Raw genomic sequence first — 22,949 nt, forward strand, 5'->3', positions numbered from 1 at the left:
GATGAAGCTTCTTTCTAAACTAAAAAAGCAAGCATTAATCATGCTTTGCATTAGTGCAGTCTCGACCCAATGTTTCGCAGATCGGATTAAAGATTTTGCGGATATCGCCGGACAACGTTCCAACCAATTGGTTGGTTACGGATTGGTTGTTGGTTTGGATGGCACAGGAGATCAAACGACGCAAACCCCGTTTACCTTGCAAAGCGTATTGCAGATGATTGGTGTTTTGGGCGTAACGATTCCGCAAGGTGGCGGTCAAACCCAGTTACGGAATACAGCTGCAGTCATGGTTACAGCCGACTTTCCAGCCTTGGCGCGTCCAGGTCAGCAAATCGATGTAACGGTGTCATCTTTGGGTAATGCAACCAGCCTCAAAGGTGGTACCTTAGTCATGACGCCTTTAAAAGCAGCAGATGGACAGGTCTATGCCCAGGGGCAAGGAAACATTGTGATTGGCGGATCACGAGCAGCAACCGGAGGTGCGGCAACATCGATTAATCACCTAAATGCTGGCCGAATTCCAGCAGGGGGATTGATTGAAAAGGCAGTCCCCTCATTATTGGCAGATGAATTTATTCAAATTGATTTGCGCAGGGCTGATTTTGCGTTGATGCAAAAAACCGCAGAAGCCATTGGTAGGCGCTTTGGTTTAGGTACTGCGCTTCCAATTGATGCTAGATCACTCAATGTTCGCGTGCCGGTTGAGCCGCTACAAAGAACGGCATTCATGGCTGCCTTACAAGACTTGGATGTGCAAATGGTCCCGGGACCTGCAAAGGTTATTTTAAATTCGCGCTCCGGCTCGGTCGTGATGAATCAAGCTGTGCAGTTATCGCCTTCCGCCGTGGCGCATGGCAACCTGACGGTAAAGATACAGCAAAGCCCTACGGTGAGTCAGCCCTTACCGTTTAGTCGCGGACAAACGGCAATTGCATCGCAAGATACCGCTACGATCAGTGATAGCGGCAAAGAAAACAGTTTGATATCGGTGCCACCTGGCGCATCATTAGATCAGGTTGTGAAGGCACTCAATATGCTGGGCGCAACACCGCAAGATTTGATTTCGATATTGCAATCACTCAAATCGGCTGGGGCCCTTAGGGCGGAGCTCGAGGTCATTTAATGAGTGCATTGAACGCCATTACGCCATCGATTGATCAGACTAGCGCTCGGATTATTGCGAATAATAGCCCGGCGCCAGCGCAGACATCAAATGAAGATAAGTTAAAGAAGGCTGCTCAAGGATTTGAGCGTACTTTAATACGTCAAATGCTCAGTACCGTTCGGAATACCAATATACGTGGAACCGAAGAGCAGAGTGGCGCTTCTAAGTCATACCTCGAAATCATGGATGACCATATGGCCGATATGCTGTCTAGAGGCAAAGGGATGGGTTTTGGTACAAAAATGGCGGAGCAGCTGATTCAGCAGGCCAATGCAGGAAAACTAATCGGAAATGGTGAAATGGCCGTTAAAGAACTGAATGCACCAAAAGATACTGTGGTTTCGGCTGAAACACTCAAGTCCTTGCAGAGGCCAGATGGCTTCCTTGGCGCACCTAAATAAGTAAAGGCTCAAAGTGGGAATCTATTCCATAACCGAAGCAGCAATGGCTGGCTTGAATATTGCTCAAGCGGGGATATTGACAACCTCGCAAAACGTGGCTGGAACCAGTATTGAGGGTTACTCACGTCGAAGCGCCAATGTCACCATGGATTCATTGGCACCCAATTCCTTGATGCACAATGGATCCAGTTTTGCTGTCGAAGGTTTTACTAGGCAATACTCTTCCTTGTTAAATGGACAGCTTCTAAATCAACAGGCTAAATCCAGCTATTCCGAGACACTGGTTCAATACACAAGGACAATCGATTCTCTTGTTGCAGATAAGTCGACAGGGCTCAATACAGCAATAGGAAATTTTTTCAATGCAGTGGGGGCATATGCGGCAGACCCTACGAATAAGGCAATGGCTGGCGCCATAACTGGAACAGCGAATGCGGTAGCTCAGCGGATGTCAGGAATGAGTACGCTGACAACGCAGCTGCAAAGCGATGCCCGCAAAGGATTGGTTGATACCGTAGCACAGGCGAATACCCTCTTACCCGCTTTGGCAAGCATTAATCAAAAAATTGTGAATGCTACAAGTCCTGGTAATACTGCCCCATCCGCCGATTTATTAGATGAGCGTGATCGATTATTGTCTCAATTACAGAGACTGGTAGGCGGACAAAGCTTAATTAATTCCGATGGAACTGCAACTCAGCTTGTGGCTGGCATGCCTTTAGTGGAACGTGCGATTGCAAATAAAATCACGATTAATTCTGACTTTGAACATGTGGCTCTGACATTTAATTTACAAAATGGCCCCGATAGAGGAGTCTTAACAACAGTTCAGAATCTGGACTCAGGTCAGGCTGGAGCATTATTAAAAATCGCTAATGAATTTGTTCCCAGTATAAATAGGCAGCTAGACACAATCGCCTTGGGATTGGTAAAGGTTGCTAATAGTGCGGCTCGAACACCGGCTGCAATTGCCGCGGGCACGGGCACCAGTTTGGCAATCTTTGGCTTTAAAGTTGGCTCATCTACGTATTCAAGCCTAGCCGCAACGGACCCAACCGGTGGAATCCCAGAAATAACGTCAGATGCAAGCATGACAGCAATCTACGATTCTCTGGCTAGTCCGGCTAATCTATTGACAGCAAGCGGATTAAAAGCCTCGAATTTTATTTCTATAGCACCTAGTAACTTTTTGCAATACTTTACTGGGGCTGCAGATGGGGGCGATCCACTAATTACATCGGATAAAGCCAATACTCTTCAACAGCTCAGTACCGTGTTTGCCTCTTCAGCCTCCAATTTTGTGAATGACGTAGGCGTTCAAGTCGCGACGTGGAAGAGCAATCAAAAAGCCGATTCGGTAGTTTTGACAACACTAAAAAGCCAACGGGATTCGATTTCTGGCGTTAGTCTAGATGAAGAAGCTGCAAATTTATTAAAATACCAGCAGATGTACACAGCATCGACAAAAGTATTGCAGGCCGGTAATCAGATGTTCAACACGCTTTTATCCATCATGAACTAAGGAGTAGAAAATGAGCATACGAATTAGTTCGAATCAAATGCTGGATGCAGGAACCCAGGCGATGGATAACAGCCTAGCTGATGCAACCGCATGGCAGCAAAAAATCAGTTCAGGGAAAAATTACAGCAATGTTTCGGATAATGCGTATGCAGTTTCTCGGGGCGTGAGGCTGGATTTTGATTTGAGCCGATTAACGATGTTTAAGGCAAATCAGAACTTTTTAACATCTGCCCACGCAAATGCACAAACTCAAATAAGTAGCATTATTGATGGACTCAATTCCTTAAAGCAAACATTCACCCAGTCACAAAATGGCTCCCTCAATGCTTCTAATTTTGGCGCCTTAAAGATTCAAGCGGAACAAATTCGAGATACGATTAAAAGCCAGATGGTTGCAAAAGACGCCACTGGAAATCCAATTTTTGGAGCTACGGTCAATAAGGTGCAAATTGAGCCCAATGTCATGGTTGATTCAAGTATTAGATTTTCCGATGCTTTTGGGTCTGGAGGGGGGTTAACCACCCCGAATCAATCCCAGTTGTATATCAATGTTGATCAATTTGTGACCTATTTGACAGAAAAATCGCTGGGAAATGCCACGACATTGACAGCCAGTCAGGTTGAGGCGGGCCTAAATAGCTCATTTGACCAGCTAACTATGGCACAGCAGATAAGCGGAGGGATTTCAGCGCAAGTGGACGCCTCGAAGTCGGCCATGGGGGCTTTTGGGGTTGAAATGGCCGCATCCCAGTCTGCTTTATTGGATACTAATCTGGCAGAGGCGACGGCATCTTATACTAGAGCCCAAACCTTGCTAAACGCTGCCCAGGCAATGTTTGCTAGACTGCAGCAAAGTAACTTATTTTCAAAACTCTAAACTGAGCAGATAGAAGTATGAATATCCCAATTGGGTGGATTATTGCGATGGCCTGTGCCCTGGGGGGTTATGCCCTCCATGGCGGAAATATTATGGTTCTATGGCAACCAACGGAGGTTCTGACCATTGTTGGAGCCGCTGTCGGAACCATGATTGCTGCCAACACCCCAACGAACCTCAAGAAAATGTTTTCAGCCTTGGGGGGCGCTTTTAAGACAGCAAAAAATGTAAAGCAAAAATCATTAGATCTTTTGTGCCTGATGTTTGAGATTTTGCAAAAGATCAAACGGGATGGATTAATGTCCTTGGAAGGCGACATCGAGGAGCCTGAATCAAGCCCGCTCTTTGAGAAATACCCCGATATTTTAAAAGACCATCATCTGGTCGACTTTATTACTGATTATTTGCGCATGATGCTGGGTGGATCATTGGACGTTATCCAGATCGAGAGCTTGATGGAGCAAGAGCTTGATGTGCACCATCACGAAGCCCACATCCCAGTCAACGCCGTGACCAACGTCGGCGATGGCTTGCCGGCATTCGGTATTGTGGCTGCTGTTATGGGCGTGGTACACACCATGGGCTCGATTGGCTTGCCGCCCGCTGAATTAGGAAAGTTGATTGGCGCAGCGCTAGTAGGAACCTTCTTAGGTATTTTGTTGGCCTACGCATTCGTTTCGCCGGTGGCAAAGGTACTGGAGCAAAAAGCAGAAGCCGATAGCCGTGCCTACATGGCAGTCAAAGCCATTCTGATTGCAAGTTTGAATAATTTCCCTCCTGCGGCAGCTGTGGAGTTTGGTCGTAAAGTACTCTTTAGCTACCAGCGTCCTTCATTTGCTGAGCTTGATGAGGGTACTAAAGCAGTTAAAGGAAAGTAAGCGGCATGGCTAAGAGCGACGCGCCGATTATTGTCATTAAGCGCGTTAAGAAGGGCGGACACGGGCATCACGGTGGCGCTTGGAAAATTGCCTACGCCGACTTCGTAACGGCCATGATGGCCTTCTTCCTGTTGATGTGGGTGTTAGGCTCCACAACAGCAGGCGACTTGGCTGGCATTTCCTCTTACTTCCAAAATCCAATGCGCGTCTCATTGTCTGGCGGCCAAGGCTCGGGCGATGCAACCCGCATTATTAAGGGTGGTGGTGACAACATCACTAAAACGATGGGCGAGGAGTCACGAGCCGATGCGGATACAGAGCAGCGCCGAATCAGCGACTCTTCTGTGACCGACGTTGAAAATGCCCGTAAAGACAAAACTAAAAACGAGCTGGTCCAAGAGGATATTCAGAAGAAGATTGATGCGGACCCAGAATTAAAAAACTCCAAAGGCCAAGTGTTTATGGATATTAATTCCGAAGGCTTGCGCATTCAGGTGGTGGACGAAAAGGGCAAGCCCTTATTCAGTAGCGGGGGTTCGGTTCCCAGTGTTTCTGCCCGCAGGCTATTGCGAATTATTGGAAAATCCCTACAAGAGAGTCCCAGCCCAATTCGTATTGAAGGCCATACCGACGGCACAAAATACGCCAATGGCGAAGCTGGGTATACCAACTGGGAGTTATCAACCGAACGAGCGAACGTAGCACGTCGGGAGTTAATAGCAGGTGGTTTAGATCCATCCCGCGTCGTCCAGGTCATTGGTTTTGCAAATACGGTACCCCTTAATCCAGAGGATTTAAATGATCCCCTGAATCGCCGTATTTCCATCACGGTATTAAATAAAAAACCAAAGCAAGAAGGCAAGCCGCTCACAAGGCCACTAGAGAAGTTGCCAGAGGGTGTTCCAAAAGGGGCCCAAGAGATACCGGTTAATCTGCGTGCCCCGGCTCAATTCTTATCGAAAGATAATGCCCCAAACTCACCAGCCATGGAGATACCGCCTAAGGTAACCCCACCTCCAAGCAAGTCAGCGAGGTAGCGCCTTGTTCAGACTGTATGGCTTAGCCCTTCTCATCGGAGCGTCGATTTGCAGTTCGGCATACGCCTCAGAAAGTAAGTCGCAGGCCTCAAGTGCGCCTGCAAAAGCCCAGCAGTCAGCCACATCAAATGCCGGCTCAGAGCCCTTTGTGGGACCCGCCAGCGAATCAAAAAAACTGTATCGACGGTATAAGCGGGCTTATGACAAAACGGTGGTGGCAATTGCCTGCGTACGTGATCCAAAATGCATCGAGCCCGAAGATGAAGTGTTGCGCCATAGCAAAGAAGCCTTAAGAATATTGCAGAAGCTGGACGCGTTAGCGGCAGAGGGTGATGTTCAAGCAAACTACTATCGGGGTTTAATTGCGTATGAGCGTGGGCGTTACTACGATACTCAAGCGTCAGTAATCACCCATCCCGATTTCGTTTTGAGTGCAACCGTGTATCGGCGCTATTCCAGAGAGCAGTTATTGCTGGCAGAAAAGTACTTTAGTGTGCCCGCTAAATTGAATAATCCCTTTGCCTGCCGCTATATGGGCGATATTTACAGTTCGACCATTTTGGGGCAGCCGCGCAAAGATAAGGCAACAAACTATTACTACACTGCAGCCATCGGATTTATTGACCAAGGCAATAAAATTGAAGGTGCGAAGATGTATACCGCTATGAAAGAGAATGCCAATCCTGCGGATCCTCGGATTGTGAAAGTCTATGCTAAATTGCACAATGAAGAGCCCGTTGCGAGCTGGAGAAAATTGCCCAACGATATCGTGCAAAAAATTCCCCCCAAAAAATCACAAGAAACATTAAATTAGTATCTACCGGAGATCATGCGATCATGAATGCAAAAATTGAACTGCTGACAAGGTTCCTAAAAAAACTCTTGTTCTGGTTGATTTTCCCGTTGTTTGTACTTATTGCCTCTTTTGCCTTGGGTGAGCAATTTGAGGTGGGCCGCTTATCTGCCATTGCCAGCTGCGAAGGCAGTGTCAACAATCCAGCATGCATACGTAGCAAGGGATATTTGGCGAATGCACCGTATTACCCTGACTTGACGCGCCGCTATTTTGCTTCTTATGCACGAATGATTGGCGGGGATCTTGGTGCAAGTTATCGGGTAGAGCCACAGCTGCCTGCGCTAAATTTAAAAAAGGCAAATGAAGGTGCCGAAGAAGATCTGGATGATGCTGAAGAGCAAAAATCGAGCCCAACGAAAGACAAGTTACCTCCTGCTAAGAAGTAGAGCCTAGGTAGACCGTGTTAGCAGCTATGAGAATTAGCAGTTGGCATACTGTTTTTCGTTTGCAATTAGTATTTCTGGCATGCCTTGCTTTGCTGGCCTGCTCAGATTATCAGCGTGCCCGTTCCGCCTACGAGGCTGGTCAATACACCAAGGCATTGCAGATTTTTGAGCAGCTCTCGGAGGCAGGCAATAGCCAAGCGCAATACGACCTATCGCAGATGTATTTCCAAGGCATTGGAACCCCCAAGAGTATTGAGCAGGGTTGGATGTGGATGAACCGCGCTGCTGATAAAGGCAACATCCAGGCGATGCTGGAGTTGGGTGTTCGTTATCAAGCGAGCAGTAGCCTAGAAAATGGCGAAGAGATGGCTTTTATATGGTTTCAGAAAGCCGCCATGGCCGGCAGTTCCGTTGGGCAATATAACCTGGCCCGGCTTTATGAATCTGGAAAGCAGATCCCGGTCGACTTGGTACAAGCGTATGTTTGGATGACCCTGTCCAATAAAAGCGGTAATCCAACTGCAGCGCCTGAGGCGAGGGCGCTCAAGGCAAGGCTAAGTCCGGACGAGCTAGCCAGTGCCAGCCAGATGATTCAGGAGTTAAAAAAGACCCTGCCTTAAGCTTCTCGATGTCCGGTAGCCAAATCGTTTATCCTCGAGCTTGAACCACTACCGATACGGGGTGCGCATTGGCGGCATCGGATGACAATTCGCAAGAAAAAGAGCTAGAACCGAGTGAGCAGCGAATCTTACGCGCTCGTGAGCAGGGTCAGCTTCCGCAATCAAGGGATATCGCAACCTTTGCCTTGTTAACGGTTTTTATTATCTTTTTAATCGCTGCTGGACCCCTACTGCTCCAGCAGTTAGTACTAATAACCAAAGCTAGTTTTGTATTTGCTGAGCCAGCAAAGTTAATTGATCATATTCAAGAGTGGTTCGGTGGACCTTTGGTCGTAGTGCTGATTTTGCTGGCTTTAATTTTTGTGCCGGTGTGGTTGGTGGGCTTATTGGCACCCCTGTTCTTGGTCAACTTTCGGGCTTATTACGCGCCGATGTTTAAGTTGGAACGACTGGACTTTATTGCCGGATTTGGGCGAATGGTTTCCCTAAATGCGCTAGCAGAATTAGTTAAAAACATTGTTAAGACAGCGCTCATACTGGGTATCGGTATCGCTTATTTAGCAGGGCTGTTTGCTTATATTCGTACGATCGTAAGTCAGGATTTTGATTCAGCGCTAATCCACACCATCTATTTAATCTTGGGTGGTTTTTTGCTGTTGATGGCACCGCTATTGCTGATCGCCATTGGCGATGGGCTGTTTCAATGGTTTAATTTCCGCAAAGAAATTCGGATGAGTCCCGAAGAAATGAAGCAGGAAATGAAGGAGTCAGAAGGCTCTCCTGAGGTAAAGCAACGTTTGCGCCAGCGACAGCGGCAAATTGCCTCTTCGCGCATGATGTCGGCGATTGAGCGGGCAGATGTAGTTTTGGCTAACCCAGAACATTATTCGGTTGCGCTACGTTATGACATCCAAACCATGTCTGCTCCGATTGTGATTGCAAAAGGAGCGGATCAAATTGCCTTACGAATTCAGGAGGTAGCACGGGAGCATGATGTGCCGATTGCACAGATTCCACCGCTAGCACGTTACCTTTATAGCCAGCTGGAAATAGGCGAAGCGATACCCATGTCTTTATTTGAGGCTATTGCCAAGATATTGGCATGGGCATACGACGTTAAGGAGTCTGGAGGGGTCGCAGTTGAGATGCCCGAGATCAGTTTCATACCCGAGCAACTCAGGCCAGGAAAAGCCTTGCTTTAATTCATTACGCTTTTGGCAAATGTGCTTCCCACATCTTCAGGGAAGTAATAAATCAACATCAGTTCATTGCGGTTATTAAGACTACGACCAATTTGAAAGGCGACTTGACCGCCCGCAAAAATATAGGTTTTGGATTTGCGAATGCCTGCGGCAAAAGCACTTTCTTGTCCCTCAGAGGGGGTGTAATCAAGGCCATATTTGATGGTGAAACGCTCAATGATGGTATCAGCCACATCTTTGTTGAAGTAGCCCAATTCTTTCTTCATTAGCACTAGGCGACCAGCCTCGTTGTAGATTAGCCAGATTGCCTCTTCTTTACCATCCGTTTTGATTTTGCAACTAAAGGAGAGTTCGTACGCAGTACAGCCAAACTTATCTTTAGCATCTTCCCGTGTGGTGTTGAATGGAATCGTTGCGTAATCTTCCATTGGCAGCTTTACAACCTTGGTATCGGGTAACCAAATCTCTGTTTTTGCTTGCTCCTCATTCTTCCCACAGGCGGAAAGAATGGTTACGAGGGCACACAGCGTAAGTATTTTGACGGAAAGGAATCGCACGACCATAAGCTCTCTCGATAAAGCGAAGATTAAAGAACTGCTATGGAATTACTATACTCGATCTTGAATAATTCGCGCGAAGCGTTTTGAGGTAATGCCTGATTTACCAATACGCACTTGGCGGTGCATAGACTAAGATTTTGGCGGGATTCAGGTAGTTTTTATTTTGGTGAATTTCATAATGCAGGTGGGGGCCGGTGGAGCGGCCGGTTGAACCTGATTCTGCAATCACTTGGCCGCGGACAATCGCTTGGCCTGGCTTGACCAAAAGTTTGCTGTTGTGCGCGTATTTTGAAACAAAGCCTTCGCCATGGGCAATCTCAATGAACTTTCCATAGGCAGGATCAACCCCAGCTTTCACTACCTCACCATCCCCTGCGGCAATGATGGGTGTCCCAGTGGGGGTTATAAAGTCGATCCCAGAATGTTGGGCTAATTGCTTTGTGAACGGATCAATTCGTACGCCAAAATTGCTGGTCATACCCAATCGGGCATCAATTGGGGGACCAATTGGCAGCGTTCGAAGCCATTGATACTGCTTCAGCCATTCAGGCTCAAGCTTAGTAAATACCTCAATCATCTCCGAGGCTTTGCCAACCGACTCTTCGAGGTTTTCAGCAAGGGTCTTGGTATGTTCGTACTTAAAGCTGAGTGGCTTAAGCGGACCGCCTAAATTGGTGGACTCCGAGAACTTATTTTTGACAGTGTAGGGCGTTGAGATGGCGAGGTAGCGGTCTTTGATCGACCTTAACTCATTGAAGTGCAGCGATGCTTTAGCCAGTTGATCTTGGGCATTTTTGAGTTGCTTGGTATACCGTTGATCCAGTGCCATGCGCTCTTTAACCGTTACCACCCCACTCACTTCCCTAGCAAAGTCGGGGTTTACTTCTAAGGCAATGTGGATGCCGGTAGAAAAGATCAAAATTCCGAGCAACAAAAACGAGCCGCAAACCAAGATCCCCAAGCGAACAAGCCGTTCTTTGGTGATGTTGATTTGCTTAATGGCCCCGGTAGAGCCAGATACCCAAAATAGTTGCATGTAGCAAGTCTAAGTAATTGATTTTATTTGGACAAAATTAGTAATTCCATGAATTTTAAGGCATATAATTCAATTTTCAAACCCGATTCTAACCCTAAATATTGGTCTGTGATTTCCTTTAAGCGCCCATTCAAAACCCCCTTGGGAATCCAGTTTTTGGTGTGCTCGGCTCTGTTTTTAGCGGCATGCCCTGGGCACGCCGCAATTTTGGGTCAAATGCCCGTTCATGGGGATGTGATGTACATCACTAACGAGCCGTGTACCGCTGAAAATGGCCGAGTAGAGCCGAACTGGTTTTTCTCGTATTCAGTCAATTCCCTGGGATCCGTTACTCGCAGTTGTTATGTGCTCCACAACGACCAAGTCTGGATTAAAGGCCCTTATGGCGCCGAATCCACCTTTCCAATGAGTTTCTTTAAAAAGCCGGCAGCAGGAACCAGTCAGACCGAGCAGGGCTCAGCCGTTCAGCAGTAGACCCTTAGACCGCCTACTTTTGGGGGGTAGGTGGTTTACAAAAAAATTCGTAGAGTACGTAGCTCATGGTGTCGGGAATAACCCGCTCCCATGCCGAGCCGGAGGTATCGAACTGCTCAACGCTAACGCCGGAGCCTCCTGGCCCAGAGTAATAGCCAATGTAGAACTGCTTGTAGCTTTCATAGCCCACCCTGCAAAAATAGGAAATATCCTGAATAACCGACTGGGTAGGCGCCCCGTTGGGAGCCGATAATGCCTCTGCATAACTGATCATTTGCCAAGTGCTCACTTCGCTATTGGCGTTATCCCTTACGGTCTTGCTGTCTTCATAGTAGTAAGCATTTCCAACGTTATCGTTTGAAATGAAAACCCATCCTGCGAGCGCTGGATTAAATGGGCTGATCAAAAAAACCGTTAAACCTATAACAAGGGATTTTTTGAGAGTGGCTGACATGGTTAGGCTCGCATTAAAAATGTAGAAATTGTTATCAAAAAATGCATTTTAAAGCCCAAATCTGCAGATCAACTGGTAGAATTGTGCGCATATAAACGATTGACATTTCGCGCTAAGGAGTGCTAAGTATGGCTGAAGCAAATCAACTGGGTTGTTTATTTGTTGGTGAGGGTGTAGTCCTTAAGGGCAACTTTCAAGTACCGGACATTGCCTCCATTTCAGGGGTTATTGAAGGTGAACTAACGGCCAAACAAATTCTCATCGAGGCAACTGGAGTTGTGCATGGCAAACTTTCCGGCGAATCCATCGATATACGCGGCGAGGCAAACGAGTCCGTATCTTCAACGCGCAGTTTAATTATTCGCTCTACTGGAAAAGTCACCGGCTCAATTCATTACTCTGAAATCGAGATTGAAAAAGGCGGTCACTTGCATGGTGACTTGCACAACATTAACCCACATTCTTAATCTATTTTGGTTGAATAACGATGTCTATCTTTTCAAAAAATTCACCCCCAGATAATGGCGATGACAAAATCGCAAATGAACAGGTTGATGATTATTCTGAACCTGCATCCGTCTCCACCGAAGATCAGGCAGCCGCTTACGAGTCAATGGTTCGCAATGAGCTTGCAAGTCGCCCAGGAATTGCAAAGCCGTCGATTATTAGTGAAGGTTTTACGTTTGAAGGCACGATTACGTCTGATGGCGTCCTCAATATCGCTGGTACGGTGCGTGGGAAAGTGACTGCAAAGTCGGTACTGATCGATGCCAGCGGTCAGGTTGAAGGTGAGCTAAATTCGGAACAGCTGGTAATTAAAGGCCAGCTCAAGGGTGAAGTGAATTGCGATGACCTCAATATCGGCCCTCTTGCCCGTGTTGATGGAGCCATTAGTTACAAATACATCCATATACAGCGTGGCAGCAAGGTATCTGGAAAGTTTATTAAGAACTAGTGATACTAGTCTGACATGGCGTTCAAGCAAAGTCATGCAATCCGGTTGTTGGATCCTTCAAGAGAGACGTTTGGATCCATCATCGGGCCGGATTTAGAGATATACGGAAGAATCGTAGCTACTAAGAGCCTGCGAATTGATGGCACGATTATTGGTGATGTCGAGACGAAGTACGGCGCTGACGTTTGCATTGCGCTGGGTAGGACGGGCTTAGTGCAGGGTAACATTTCAGGTGTGCGTGTATTGGTTGCGGGACGCGTTGAGGGTAATGTGCGTGCATCCGAGCGCGTTGAATTGCATAGTGGTGCCGATGTCCATGGGGATATCGTCTATGCCCAGATTGGCATAGAGCACGGCGCGCGCCTAAGCGGCAAGCTGTCCAAGATCAGTGAAAAAGATTCCTCCACCAGCACCGATTCAGAATTGCCTTAACCACTGCATAGCGCCCAACCATGAATACGCAATTAAATGAGCCTATTAAGATACTGATCACTAATCAAAAGGGTGGGGTAGGTAAGAGCACGATTGCGGCGAACTTGGCTGCCTATTTTGCGCTTCAAGAGGGTGTACAAGTTTCTCTGATTGATTTTGATAAGCAGGGGTCTTCATCCCGCTGGACTAAGAAGGCCCCAGATATTGGCGTTCGAGTGCACTGCGCAGAAATCAATTACGAAAACCCGGGCATTGCCTTATTGAGCGCTCGGGCAGCGGTACGTAAATACTCCTTAGGGACGCAAATTAGCATTTCTGATCTGACGTGGCATCCAACATTGTCTGACGACTTTATGCTCGACTTTGATATCGTATTAGTGCCGAGCTCAGCCTCCAAGTTTGAGATGGCCAGCACAGAAATTTTTATTCTGGAGTACGCGCAACAGCGGATGGCTCGACTAGCAATCAATAAGCAATTTATTTTGGTTGTTCCTAGCAGGGTAGAGCCGGGCTATGCTGCCCATGGCGCATTTACCAATTTGGATTTTTTAATGAATTGCCACATTACACCACCGATTCATCGAGCAGCCGATCTGGATAGTTATGTGTATGAGGATTTTCTTTGTGTTGGCTCCAATCAAGCGCTGGCTGAAAACTTTTGTAATTTCGGAAAATTCCTAACTAAAAAAGTTGAAGAAAGAGTGGCGATTAGAAAGTCACTCTCCTTAACCGGAACATCACTGAATCGCGAGATTATAAAAAAGGTAAGCGTATTGGATGACTACCGAGAGCGTGCCAAGGAATTGGGGATCTATGGCGGATATGCTGCAAAGCCATTAACAGAAAGACGGCAGCCATCCTCTTTTGACGCCGACCCTGCTGCCCCACGAGAGCGCCGTTTTATTCCAGCATTCTTGCGCCGATCGAAGTAATGCAGGCCAATTAACTCACATTGATACGTAAGAAATGCTATGACCGACCCTACACGAAACGATATTTTTGAAGATGCCAATGGGGTGCAAATTGCTGTCAAGCAAGTGTATCCACCCAATGCCCTCGGTGTTGCTTTGGTTGAGTACAAGAATTTAAGTGACTCCAATCTTCGTTTTATGCCCAAAGAGCAATTCTTAGAATATTTTCATTGGGTCGGTAACTTCGGGACTACGGATACCTTTGTAAAGGTGGTGATGCAAAAAGCAGAGCAGTTGCAACAAGAAGGGGAGCCTGAGAGCGAGGGTACCCCCTCTGCGGAGCCAAAAGCCGATGAAGTGGTTAAGCCGGTTCAGGACGATGAGATCAGGAGCGCCGCACCCACCCGCTCCTCTTAAGAAATGTAGGTAAAATTTATCGGCTTCTTCTGGAATAAGCCGGAGGAGTAAAAAAGCATACCGCAGTGATCCAAGGAATTTATATGCACGATGTTTCTCAAAAAACGCAATCGCTGGGGCTCATTGCAAAGGTTGCTGCACTCCTCTGCGGAGTAGCCTTGGTGGTTGCATCCATTTACCCCGAGGACTCGCCCTTTAAAAATACCGATTTAACCGATTTTGCTCACGATCAATTCACCCTTTTGTTGCAATTAAAGTGGTTAATCGGTGTCTTATTAATTGCATTTGGCCTGTTATACCGCCCCCGAACATTGCCGTCAGTCACAACATATTCTGGTGCACGTGATTTGAATCAGGATGCATATAAGTTGTATTTGCTAACTAAATATCGCATTGAAAAAAATACAGTTCTCGATCAAATTGCTTGCCATGAGCGCTTGTTCCCCAATGCAGCAGAGGCGCTTATTTTTGCCCATGGGCTTGAGTGCCCAAGTAAAGGTGTTGAGCCGCTTACCCTCTTAGATGTTAGTCCGTTGTCGGCAGCGGTTAATGACAATCCCACTCCGATCAATCGGCTTGAAACTGCAACCAGTGAGGCCGCGCCAATCAAAGCAGCTGATGTGGGATTAGAGGCCCAGCCAGTTGAAAAAAGCAATCGCCTACCTTTGGTTTTTATCCTACTTCTATTTGCGCTGGTGATTGGTGGGATTTATTATGCAAAAACGCAAAGCAAAAAAGAAGAAACGGTTCCCGTTGCCGGCCCAATTACTCAGATCAATAGCGATCAAGTGGCTCCGAATAGTGCGCCAGTAGCGCCAGTTCCCCCGACTGAGGCACCCGTTGAGGCTGCCGTAAAGCCGGCTAGCGTGCCGATTAATGAGCGGTGGATTGGTACATGGGCGGCCCAGGACAATAAGCTTAAATTGGTCATTACTGCCTCACAATTTAAGTACGGAAACGATGACTTTGCTTGGGCGGGCGTAAGGCCGAAGGGCGTGATTCAATGTTGCCCTGCCTTTTATGAGGGATCGACTTCTAAAACGGATTTATTGCAACGCGTTCAGCAACAAGCTCCGACTGCAGGGACACAGGCCGATCAACAAAAGACATTCGAGATCATTAAGGGATTAAGCGAAGGTAACTTTAAGAGAATTGTTTTAGCAGATCCGCTCCTGCGTACATATTTTTTCATCTACGATCAAAATTTCATTTATCGTATCAATCGAGATCTTGGCGATAACGCGAGTGTTGTAGTTGAACAATTTAAAAGATCAGAATGAGTTCAGCGGCAGACTCTAGCACTGGACAGCCTGCTAAGTTGCAGCCTTATGAGCAGCTGCGCTTGTTGCGTGAGCAAACCCACGTTAAGACAATTACGAAAGAAATTGTAGGTCGCCAGTGCATTTTCTTTTACAGCAAAAACTGGATTTTTGACTACTCCCTGGATAGCACCGATAAGCCATGGGATATCACTAAGCAAGTTTATTTTCGTAATGCCAGAAAGCACAAAGCCTTAGCGTTTGCTTTGCCGTACATCGTTATTGAGCTTGCATTCCTCGACTCGCCACGTTTTTTAAGGGCAATTGTTACGTATGGAGAGGAGATTACTAAGATGATTGGCTCTATGGATCATTTTATTAAGAGAGAAGAGGGTATCCGCGCTTGGGTTGAGCAGCCCGACTTTAATTGGCAGCCATCGAGTATTGTTGATTTATCGAATCAAATCCTAGAAGAAAATAGCCGTTTTGGCGGCATTCAGTTTTATCAATACCATGAGCCTTTTCATGCTAAATTAAATGGCACATGGGAAGTGATTACGGTTTAAACCATGCAGAACGAAAACTTTTATCAAGCAGAGGAATTTTTAAAGCTAGGCCTTTATCCTCAGGCATTTGAGGCCTTTATGTCGCTTGAAGTAGGAGCGTTAGACCCTACCTTTTTAAAGCCCTGCATGATGGCCCTTGCAAATCAGCTTAACCAAGGTCAGTTAGCAACGCTATATGATGAGCTAGAGCGCGAGGTACGGCGCAAGAATGCGCAGGCAACGTACAATTTTGGCGTTGTTAAGAGCCATGTAGGGGACATTCCGAAAGCCACTTCCCTATTGCAAGCAGCCATGGATTTAGGTGTTCCAGAGGCCAGAGGCGCGTTAAGTCGCCTATTAATGCGTTAAGCATCCCCTTTCGATTTTTTCGTAATAAGCACCTAGGAATACAGAGTGCGCGGTCATATTGAGCTCGCCCTCAGGCAATCTTTGCAATTAATTTAATGCCTTCGATTGCGTATTTGAAGTCAGTCTTAACTTATTCTCCCATCCTATTGAAACCATTGACTAAATTTAGTCCATTCGCTCTATAGCCCCGCTATACCCGCATAGTTAATTCAGATTTTGTATATAAATCATGGGGTTGGGGTTAAATTTCATGAGGTAAGAAATGGCTGGATATGGCTTCTCAATCTCGCCAACTCGGCTTAGGATAGTTTCATCTACCTAAACCGCGGGGTGATGATGAATCAATCTAAAACAAGAGGGGAAGCTGCTTTCCGTTCTGAGAGCTTTGTGGAGTTGTGCATCAATGATTTAGTCAGGGAGTCGGTCACTTGGCCCGATCAAGCTAAATCAGGTTTAGGGTTTTCTGAGCCCCTGCCAAATGTCATACATCGCCCGCAAGCAGTTCCTGAACTGCATTAACAGCCAGGCGAAATACACCGACTAGTTGTAGCCACAGGGGTAGAGTTGAGCTAGCTTTTTCAACAAAATTCCATCAATGTCCATTGCCTCTCGATTTGGCCTACCGACTGGAATGTCTTTTATGCCTAGGACAATAATTTCTTTGTAGTCGACAACCGTTAATTTTAGGAACGGCGGCAAGCAAAACAGAGGTGGCGTTTTATTTTGGATAAGCGCGTTATTTGCAGCGCTCAGTCCGCTGGCAAGGCCGACGATGTAGGTATCCGTATTTTGGGACTTATTTTTTTCTTCGAATTCAGCGATCGATAGGCTGGCAAAGGCGTTTTGCGAGAGGAGGAGCAAGCAAGTAAAAAAATTGATGAATTTCATGATGAGATTAATTGATCCGTATAAGCTAATGTAACAGAATCTTCTATTAATGCGGCCTATTTCTTTGGCATACTAGCGTACAGAAAAGACAATTTAATTAGGGCATGTATCGTGGATATTGAGTGGGATTATTGGTCTTCAAAGCCGTATGTATACACATGGCAGGCAGCCGCTTTGGTGCAGGGCTTAAATCCAAAGAAAATTAAGTTTCCAGTGCGCGATGCCGCAGGCGAGTTGCATTTCGATCGAAGCAATTTCGGTGGAGAATATCCTGAGTTTAAGGTGAAGCTAGACCTCGTCATTGAGCATGCATGGATCCAAAATTTTTCAGCTCAAAACATGCGTGTAGACTTTAAGCGATTTTTGTATTGGGCGCATCACACCCAAAAATGGTCGATGCCCCCCGATCTATTAATTATTGCTCAAGGCCTCAATTTAGATGCACTTGCAGACGAAGCGGATGAGGTTGATGGTGGTTTAAAGGATGAGCGAAATTCCCTTCAATTAATTTGGGCGTTAAGGCAGCTGTTAAATGAGCATCAGTATGGAAAAACCGACCGGGAATTGATTTACTATCTTTCAAAAATCTACCCAGATCACCCTGCTTTTAAACGCCCAGTATTGGAAATGAAGTTTGCTGAAGCCAAGGTGGCAAGCGATAGTTAGATTCGGCTGATCACAATGAGGCTCTTTCGGTGCAACACCTCAATTAAGTATCGATTTGAGCCCGTTTCGGCCTTAATACTGCTTAGCTAGGACCTTGTCGATGGTCTTGCCGTCCATATCAACAATCTCGAGTTTCCAGCCAGCCCATTCGACTACATCGCCGGTATTTGGGATCTTTCCACTTAAGAGCATCATCAATCCGCTAAGGGTGTGGTAGCGCCCCAAATCTTCTTCTGGTACTGAGTCGAGCTCGAGCGAGTCTTTGAATTCGGGAATCGGAATGTGACCATCAAATAACCATGAACCATCCTCACGCTTAATCGCCCATGATTCTTCTGGGTCGTTAGTCGAGAACTCACCGGTTATCGATTCAATTAAGTCTTGTAGAGTGATGAGGCCCATAACCTCACCATATTCATCAATCACAAATGCCATTTGATTGTGCGAGGATTTAAAGTTCTCGAGTAGCTCTAGTCCAGTCAGTGTTTCAGGCACAAATAAAGGTGCTTGCAAGCCATTCTCAAGGGTTTTTTCCCCGCCTTTGGCCACCGATGCGAGCATCTTGCGTGCATTGAGTATGCCCAGGATGTTATCCAGACCGCCCTTGACGACCGGAAAGCGAGCATGCTCCGATGAATCAATTAAATCAATTGATTCTGCAAATGTGTTTTCAACATCCAAGTAAACAATATCCGCACGTGGCACCATCAGCGAGACAATTTGACGGTCATCGAGGCGAAAGACGTTGCGCAGCATATTGTGTTCATTCACCTCAATGAGGCCGGCGCTAGTACCTTCTTCGAGCACTGCATGGATTTCTTCTTCGGTCACCTCATTGTTGCTGTGATCTTTAATGCCCAGCACCTTCAGTATAAAATTAGTCGAAACCGTTAACAAAATCACAAATGGTTTAGAAATAAACGCCAGTGCAGAAATAGGTTTGGCAATATAGCGGGCAATCCGCTCAGGATTGTTTTGGGCAATGCGCTTAGGTACTAGCTCTCCGATCACAATCGAGAGGTAGGTGATAACCGCAACTACAACACCCAAAGAAAGCCAGTCGGCATATTTGGGGTCCATGCCTTCTGAAGCCAGCAGATGGGACATAGGTATTGCGATAGCAGATTCACCGACGACGCCGCTCAGCACGCCAATCGATGTAATACCGATCTGAATTGTTGAAAGAAATTTGGTGGGGTTCTCGCCGAGCTCGACAGCTACCTTGGCCTCATCGTCGCCGCGATCAATTAACTTTTGGAGTTTTGCTTTTCTGCTCGTAACCAGAGCAATTTCGGACATGGCAAACAAGCCATTGAGGAGGATTAGTCCAATTAGTATTACGACTTCCATATAGTGGTGCAAAAGCACCTGGGCTGTTGAGAAGCGATCATCATATCAAAAAAGCGTGACGCTGATGGGTATTCCTTGGTGCGGGCTTAAGCCCTGAATTTAAAGGAATAAAGCCACGTAAGCTCCAATGGTTCAGGCGATCGATTCACCGCTAGAGCGCTGAATCCATGTGGGAAGGGCTCATTCAGCTCTTTCAGTACAGTCTTCGGGCTGAAGAGTTGCCATTGGGTGGGATAATAGGCCTTTAGTCTTCTATTTAACGCAGCGGCCTGCTATTAAGTCTGCTGTTTTGAGTTGACCCAATATTAGATTGACAGTAAATAACCATGGCGATGCCTGACCCCCTTATTGAAGTTGATCGCGCGATTTCGGAAATACGCCGCGGTGCCGTAGTGCGTGTTTACGATGAGCGCAGTAGCCTGTTAATGCTGGCTGTAGATGCTTTATCTGCAGATTGTTTAAATCTATTAGTTCAGTCGGGAAGCGCAGCGCCCAAGTTAGTCATGACTGGTACGCGTATGAATGTGTTGGGTATCGATAAATCAGATCGTCCAGTGAGCGTGCTCTCGCACCCTGAAGGCATCTCACTCGACTTAATCGAGTATTTGGCTAACCCCCTTTCAGCATCGATGACGCCCCCCACTATGGCAAGCTTAGTGGTGAAGGATGCGGATGCTTTAGAGCAGTCGTGCGTCACTTTGGCAAAGCTAGCGCGACTCTTGCCTGCTGCGCTGATCGTTGAGGCTGGCGCAACTGTAGCTGCAGATATTCCTGCGGTACAGGCCAGCTCGATCCAATCGTATATGACGGTTGCAGCGCATTCATTAACGCAGGTGAGCGAAGCACGTGTGCCTTTAGAAAATGCTGAAAACGCTCGGGTACTTGCTTTCCGTCCGCGCGATGGCGGCATAGAGCATCTGGCCATCATCGTTGGCGACCTTAATCCGGCTGAGCCGGTATTGGTGCGGCTCCATTCCGAATGCTTTACCGGCGATTTAGTTGGCTCTTTGCGCTGCGATTGTGGCAATCAATTACGCGGTGCGATTGGCGAAATGGCTGTGGCCGGTAGCGGTATTTTGCTGTACATGGCGCAAGAAGGGCGGGGTATTGGCCTCGTCAATAAACTGCGTGCCTATCAATTACAAGATGCCGGCTTTGATACGGTTGATGCTAATTTACAGCTCGGCTTTGACTCGGACGAACGAAACTATCTACCAGCGGCGCAGATCTTGCGCTTGCTTGGCGTTAGCCGCGTGAAGTTGATGACCAACAATCCTGCGAAAGTCACCGCTCTAAGAAATTGTGGCATCGAAGTCGTTGAGCGGGTGCCGCACATTTACCCCTCAAATCAACATAATGACGCCTACTTGAAGGTGAAGGCTAAAAAAAGCGGCCATCTTTTTTGAGTTGCCCTTAGGGTAATCGGACCGTAATTTAATCTAGGTAAACAGCGCACTTTTAGTGGAATTACCCCCATGGAAATCAAAGTCAACTTTCTCGATAAGCTTCGGCTTGAAGCCAAATTTGACGATTTCACTGTCATTGCCGATCAGTCGATTCGGTATAAGGGTGATGGCTCTGCTCCTGGGCCATTCGATTACTTTTTAGCTTCCTCTGCCTTGTGCGCAGCGTATTTTGTGAAGTTGTATTGCGATGCGCGCGGTATCTCCACTGAGAATATCCGCCTTTCACAAAACAATATTGTGGATCCGGAGAATCGGTATCTGCAGATTTTCAAGATTCAGATTGAATTGCCGGCGGACATGTCCGCCAAAGACCGGCAAGGTATTTTGCGATCGATTGATCGGTGTACCGTTAAGAAAGTAGTGCAAGCTGGCCCTGAGTTTGTGATTGAGGAAGTCGAAAACTTGGATGCCGATGCGCAGGCCTTATTGGCCCCCAATACCGGAGTGGATGGAAAGACCTACATTGCAGGCAAGGACTTGCCGCTAGAGCAAACCATTGCCAATATGTCGACGGTACTGTCGAACCTCGGAATCAAGATCGAGATTGCCTCCTGGCGCAACCTCATCCCGAATGTCTGGTCTTTACATATTCGGGATGCGCATTCGCCCATGTGTTTTACCAATGGCAAGGGGGCCTCGAAAGAAAGTGCGCTGGCTTCCGCCTTGGGTGAGTACATTGAGCGACTGAGTAATAACCATTTCTATGCAGGTGCGTATTGGGGCGAGGACATTGCCAATGCGGCATTTGTGCATTACCCCCATGAGCGCTGGTTTAAGTCTGGCAAGAAAGACGCTTTACCCCCAGAGTTACTCGATGAGTACTGCCGGCAGATTTACAACCCCGATGGTGAGTTACGCGCATCCCATCTGATCGATACCAACTCCGGTAATAGGGAGCGGGGTATATGCGCTCTGCCATTTGTGCGCCAGTCCGATCAAGAAGTGGTGTACTTTCCGGTGAATTTGATTGAGAACCTGTTTGTCAGTAATGGCATGAGCGCTGGCAATACATTGGCAGAGGCCCAGGTACAGTGCCTATCTGAAATTTTCGAACGCGCAGTCAAACGCGACATCATTGAACGTGAAATTGCCTTGCCTGATGTGCCCCAAGCAGTCTTGGATCAATATCCGCATATCCTGGCGGGCATAAAAGCATTGGAAGAGCAGGGCTTTCCGGTTTTAGTCAAGGATGCCTCACTGGGCGGGGTCTATCCAGTGATGTGTGTGACCTTAATGAACCCGCGTACCGGCGGTGTATTTGCATCGTTTGGTGCCCATCCTAGCTTTGAAGTCGCGCTCGAGCGCAGCTTGACCGAGTTACTGCAAGGCCGTAGTTTTGAGGGCCTCAATGATTTGCCGCCGCCGACATTCGTGAGCGAAGCGGTGACCGAACCGAATAATTTTGTAGAGCATTTCATTGACTCCAGTGGTATCGTGTCTTGGCGTTTCTTTAGCGCTAAATCAGACTACGCCTTCGTGGAGTGGGACTTTACTAGCAAAGGCACTAAGACCAATGCAGAAGAAGCTGAAACCTTATTTGGCATTCTGAAGAACATCAATAAAGAGTCCTATGTAGCAGTGTATGACCAGCTTGGTGCAACCGCATGCAGAATCCTGGTGCCTGGCTACTCCGAGGTCTACCCCATCGAAGACCTGATTTGGGATAACACCAATAAGGCACTTTTATTTCGCGAGGACATATTAAATTTACTGAGCTTGGACGATGCCAGCCTAGCGGATTTACTCGATCGCTTAGAAAATAATGAGCTCGATGAGTATGGCGATATCGCAACACTGATTGGTATCGAGTTTGATGAAAACACCGTCTGGGGTCAATTGACGGTATTGGAGTTAAAGCTATTAATTCATCTGGCGTTGAAGCAATGGGATGAGGCGCAGGAATTGGTGGGAGCCTTCTTGCAATACAACGACAACACCGTAGAGCGTAAGCTGTTTTATCAAGCCCTCGATGCCGCACTGGCCATCCATCTGGATGACGAATTAACCATGAGCAACTACACCCATAATCTGCGCCGAATGTTTGGCGATGACAAAATGGATGCAGTACTGGGCTCGATCGATGGCAGTGTGCGTTTCTATGGCTTGACGCCCACCAGCCTGAAATTAGAAGGGCTTGATCGTCACCAGCGTTTGCTAGATAGCTTGAAGAAATTACATCGAGCCAGATCCGGAGTTACTTAGCATTTTATCCTCAATTGATTA

General features: G+C 47.1%; 28 protein-coding genes. 23 read left to right on the forward strand and 5 right to left on the reverse strand.

Annotation, left to right across the window (positions count from 1 at the left end; translation table 11 throughout):
• The first annotated feature begins 1 nt into the window (after position 1).
• The 10 genes from AOC34_RS02460 (at position 2) to AOC34_RS02505 (ending at position 8,944) form a co-directional block, all read left to right on the forward strand.
• Positions 2-1,123, forward strand: a complete 1,122-nt coding sequence (locus AOC34_RS02460) for a flagellar basal body P-ring protein FlgI (protein ID WP_108470000.1) — start codon at positions 2-4, stop codon at positions 1,121-1,123.
• Entirely contained in the window at positions 1,123-1,566 is a 444-nt protein-coding gene (locus AOC34_RS02465) for a hypothetical protein (protein WP_108468620.1), read from the forward strand. The genes AOC34_RS02460 and AOC34_RS02465 overlap by 1 nt, the downstream gene beginning before the upstream one ends.
• Positions 1,567-1,609: 43 nt before the next feature.
• Entirely contained in the window at positions 1,610-3,088 is a 1,479-nt protein-coding gene (flgK, locus tag AOC34_RS02470) for a flagellar hook-associated protein FlgK (RefSeq protein ID WP_108468621.1), read from the forward strand.
• A gap of 10 nt (positions 3,089-3,098) precedes the next feature.
• Positions 3,099-3,965, forward strand: coding sequence for a flagellin N-terminal helical domain-containing protein (locus AOC34_RS02475; RefSeq protein WP_108468622.1), 867 nt, complete (start codon positions 3,099-3,101; stop codon positions 3,963-3,965).
• Positions 3,966-3,982: 17 nt separating this feature from the next.
• On the forward strand, positions 3,983-4,843 hold the full coding sequence (gene motA / locus AOC34_RS02480) for a flagellar motor stator protein MotA (RefSeq protein ID WP_108468623.1): 861 nt from the start codon (positions 3,983-3,985) through the stop codon (positions 4,841-4,843).
• Between the two features lie 5 nt (positions 4,844-4,848).
• The gene (gene motB, locus AOC34_RS02485) at positions 4,849-5,880 is read left to right on the forward strand and encodes a flagellar motor protein MotB (RefSeq protein WP_108468624.1); all 1,032 of its coding nucleotides are present in this window, start codon (positions 4,849-4,851) and stop codon (positions 5,878-5,880) included.
• Between the two features lie 4 nt (positions 5,881-5,884).
• A complete protein-coding gene (locus AOC34_RS02490; RefSeq protein WP_108468625.1) occupies positions 5,885-6,694 on the forward strand; it encodes a hypothetical protein in 810 nt (269 codons plus the stop codon).
• 68 nt (positions 6,695-6,762) lie between these two features.
• Complete coding sequence (locus AOC34_RS02495; protein WP_159074794.1) at positions 6,763-7,122, forward strand: hypothetical protein; 360 nt, start codon at positions 6,763-6,765, stop codon at positions 7,120-7,122.
• Positions 7,123-7,148: 26 nt separating this feature from the next.
• Entirely contained in the window at positions 7,149-7,742 is a 594-nt protein-coding gene (locus AOC34_RS02500; protein ID WP_108468627.1) for a tetratricopeptide repeat protein, read from the forward strand.
• A gap of 68 nt (positions 7,743-7,810) precedes the next feature.
• On the forward strand, positions 7,811-8,944 hold the full coding sequence (locus AOC34_RS02505) for an EscU/YscU/HrcU family type III secretion system export apparatus switch protein (protein WP_108468628.1): 1,134 nt from the start codon (positions 7,811-7,813) through the stop codon (positions 8,942-8,944).
• Here the strand turns inward: AOC34_RS02505 and AOC34_RS02510 are convergent.
• Together AOC34_RS02510 and AOC34_RS02515 are read right to left on the reverse strand one after the other, a co-directional pair.
• Positions 8,941-9,507: a hypothetical protein gene (locus tag AOC34_RS02510; protein WP_108468629.1), complete on the reverse strand. Its 567-nt coding sequence runs from the start codon at positions 9,505-9,507 to the stop codon at positions 8,941-8,943. The two genes, AOC34_RS02505 and AOC34_RS02510, sit on opposite strands and share 4 nt — an antisense overlap.
• Before the next feature lie 97 nt (positions 9,508-9,604).
• On the reverse strand, positions 9,605-10,540 hold the full coding sequence (locus AOC34_RS02515) for a M23 family metallopeptidase (RefSeq protein WP_108468630.1): 936 nt from the start codon (positions 10,538-10,540) through the stop codon (positions 9,605-9,607).
• A 141-nt stretch (positions 10,541-10,681) separates the two neighbouring features.
• On the opposite strand from AOC34_RS02515, the gene AOC34_RS02520 reads away from it, so the two are divergent.
• Positions 10,682-11,014, forward strand: coding sequence for a hypothetical protein (locus tag AOC34_RS02520; RefSeq protein WP_159074795.1), 333 nt, complete (start codon positions 10,682-10,684; stop codon positions 11,012-11,014).
• Between the two features lie 13 nt (positions 11,015-11,027).
• Here the strand turns inward: AOC34_RS02520 and AOC34_RS02525 are convergent, their stop codons facing one another.
• A complete protein-coding gene (locus tag AOC34_RS02525) occupies positions 11,028-11,468 on the reverse strand; it encodes a surface-adhesin E family protein (RefSeq protein ID WP_108468632.1) in 441 nt (146 codons plus the stop codon).
• Positions 11,469-11,596: 128 nt separating this feature from the next.
• On the opposite strand from AOC34_RS02525, the gene AOC34_RS02530 reads away from it, so the two are divergent.
• The 9 genes from AOC34_RS02530 to AOC34_RS10215 all read left to right on the forward strand — a co-directional run bounded on the left by AOC34_RS02530 (position 11,597) and on the right by AOC34_RS10215 (position 16,875).
• On the forward strand, positions 11,597-11,935 hold the full coding sequence (locus AOC34_RS02530; protein WP_108468633.1) for a bactofilin family protein: 339 nt from the start codon (positions 11,597-11,599) through the stop codon (positions 11,933-11,935).
• Positions 11,936-11,955: 20 nt separating this feature from the next.
• A complete protein-coding gene (locus tag AOC34_RS02535; protein WP_108468634.1) occupies positions 11,956-12,423 on the forward strand; it encodes a bactofilin family protein in 468 nt (155 codons plus the stop codon).
• 15 nt (positions 12,424-12,438) lie between these two features.
• Positions 12,439-12,855, forward strand: a complete 417-nt coding sequence (locus AOC34_RS02540) for a bactofilin family protein (protein WP_108468635.1) — start codon at positions 12,439-12,441, stop codon at positions 12,853-12,855.
• 20 nt (positions 12,856-12,875) lie between these two features.
• Positions 12,876-13,787 carry a ParA family protein gene (locus AOC34_RS02545; protein ID WP_108468636.1) on the forward strand — a complete coding sequence of 304 codons (912 nt, stop codon included), beginning with the start codon at positions 12,876-12,878 and terminating at the stop codon, positions 13,785-13,787.
• Positions 13,788-13,826: 39 nt separating this feature from the next.
• Positions 13,827-14,183 (forward strand): hypothetical protein, encoded by a 357-nt coding sequence (locus AOC34_RS02550; RefSeq protein ID WP_108468637.1) that lies wholly within the window; start codon positions 13,827-13,829, stop codon positions 14,181-14,183.
• Positions 14,184-14,266: 83 nt separating this feature from the next.
• Positions 14,267-15,463: a hypothetical protein gene (locus tag AOC34_RS02555; protein ID WP_108468638.1), complete on the forward strand. Its 1,197-nt coding sequence runs from the start codon at positions 14,267-14,269 to the stop codon at positions 15,461-15,463.
• Positions 15,460-16,008: a hypothetical protein gene (locus AOC34_RS02560; protein ID WP_108468639.1), complete on the forward strand. Its 549-nt coding sequence runs from the start codon at positions 15,460-15,462 to the stop codon at positions 16,006-16,008. Before AOC34_RS02555 ends, AOC34_RS02560 begins: the two co-directional genes overlap by 4 nt.
• Before the next feature lie 3 nt (positions 16,009-16,011).
• Positions 16,012-16,356 carry a hypothetical protein gene (locus AOC34_RS02565; RefSeq protein ID WP_108468640.1) on the forward strand — a complete coding sequence of 115 codons (345 nt, stop codon included), beginning with the start codon at positions 16,012-16,014 and terminating at the stop codon, positions 16,354-16,356.
• Between the two features lie 333 nt (positions 16,357-16,689).
• Positions 16,690-16,875, forward strand: a complete 186-nt coding sequence (locus AOC34_RS10215) for a hypothetical protein (RefSeq protein WP_159074796.1) — start codon at positions 16,690-16,692, stop codon at positions 16,873-16,875.
• A 21-nt stretch (positions 16,876-16,896) separates the two neighbouring features.
• Here the strand turns inward: AOC34_RS10215 and AOC34_RS02570 are convergent, their stop codons facing one another.
• Positions 16,897-17,244, reverse strand: a complete 348-nt coding sequence (locus AOC34_RS02570; protein WP_108468641.1) for a hypothetical protein — start codon at positions 17,242-17,244, stop codon at positions 16,897-16,899.
• A 213-nt stretch (positions 17,245-17,457) separates the two neighbouring features.
• On the opposite strand from AOC34_RS02570, the gene AOC34_RS02575 reads away from it, so the two are divergent.
• Positions 17,458-17,910, forward strand: coding sequence for a hypothetical protein (locus tag AOC34_RS02575; RefSeq protein WP_159074797.1), 453 nt, complete (start codon positions 17,458-17,460; stop codon positions 17,908-17,910).
• 72 nt (positions 17,911-17,982) lie between these two features.
• On the opposite strand, the gene AOC34_RS02580 is transcribed toward AOC34_RS02575, so the two are convergent.
• Positions 17,983-19,260, reverse strand: a complete 1,278-nt coding sequence (locus AOC34_RS02580) for a hemolysin family protein (protein WP_108468643.1) — start codon at positions 19,258-19,260, stop codon at positions 17,983-17,985.
• A gap of 332 nt (positions 19,261-19,592) precedes the next feature.
• Here AOC34_RS02580 and ribA point away from each other — a divergent pair, with 332 nt between their 5' ends.
• Positions 19,593-20,666, forward strand: coding sequence for a GTP cyclohydrolase II (gene ribA / locus AOC34_RS02585; protein ID WP_234408136.1), 1,074 nt, complete (start codon positions 19,593-19,595; stop codon positions 20,664-20,666).
• 69 nt (positions 20,667-20,735) lie between these two features.
• On the forward strand, positions 20,736-22,928 hold the full coding sequence (locus AOC34_RS02590) for an OsmC domain/YcaO domain-containing protein (RefSeq protein WP_108468645.1): 2,193 nt from the start codon (positions 20,736-20,738) through the stop codon (positions 22,926-22,928).
• Positions 22,929-22,949: the final 21 nt, after the last annotated feature.

Source organism: Polynucleobacter difficilis, assembly GCF_003065365.1.
Classification (GTDB): domain Bacteria; phylum Pseudomonadota; class Gammaproteobacteria; order Burkholderiales; family Burkholderiaceae; genus Polynucleobacter; species Polynucleobacter difficilis.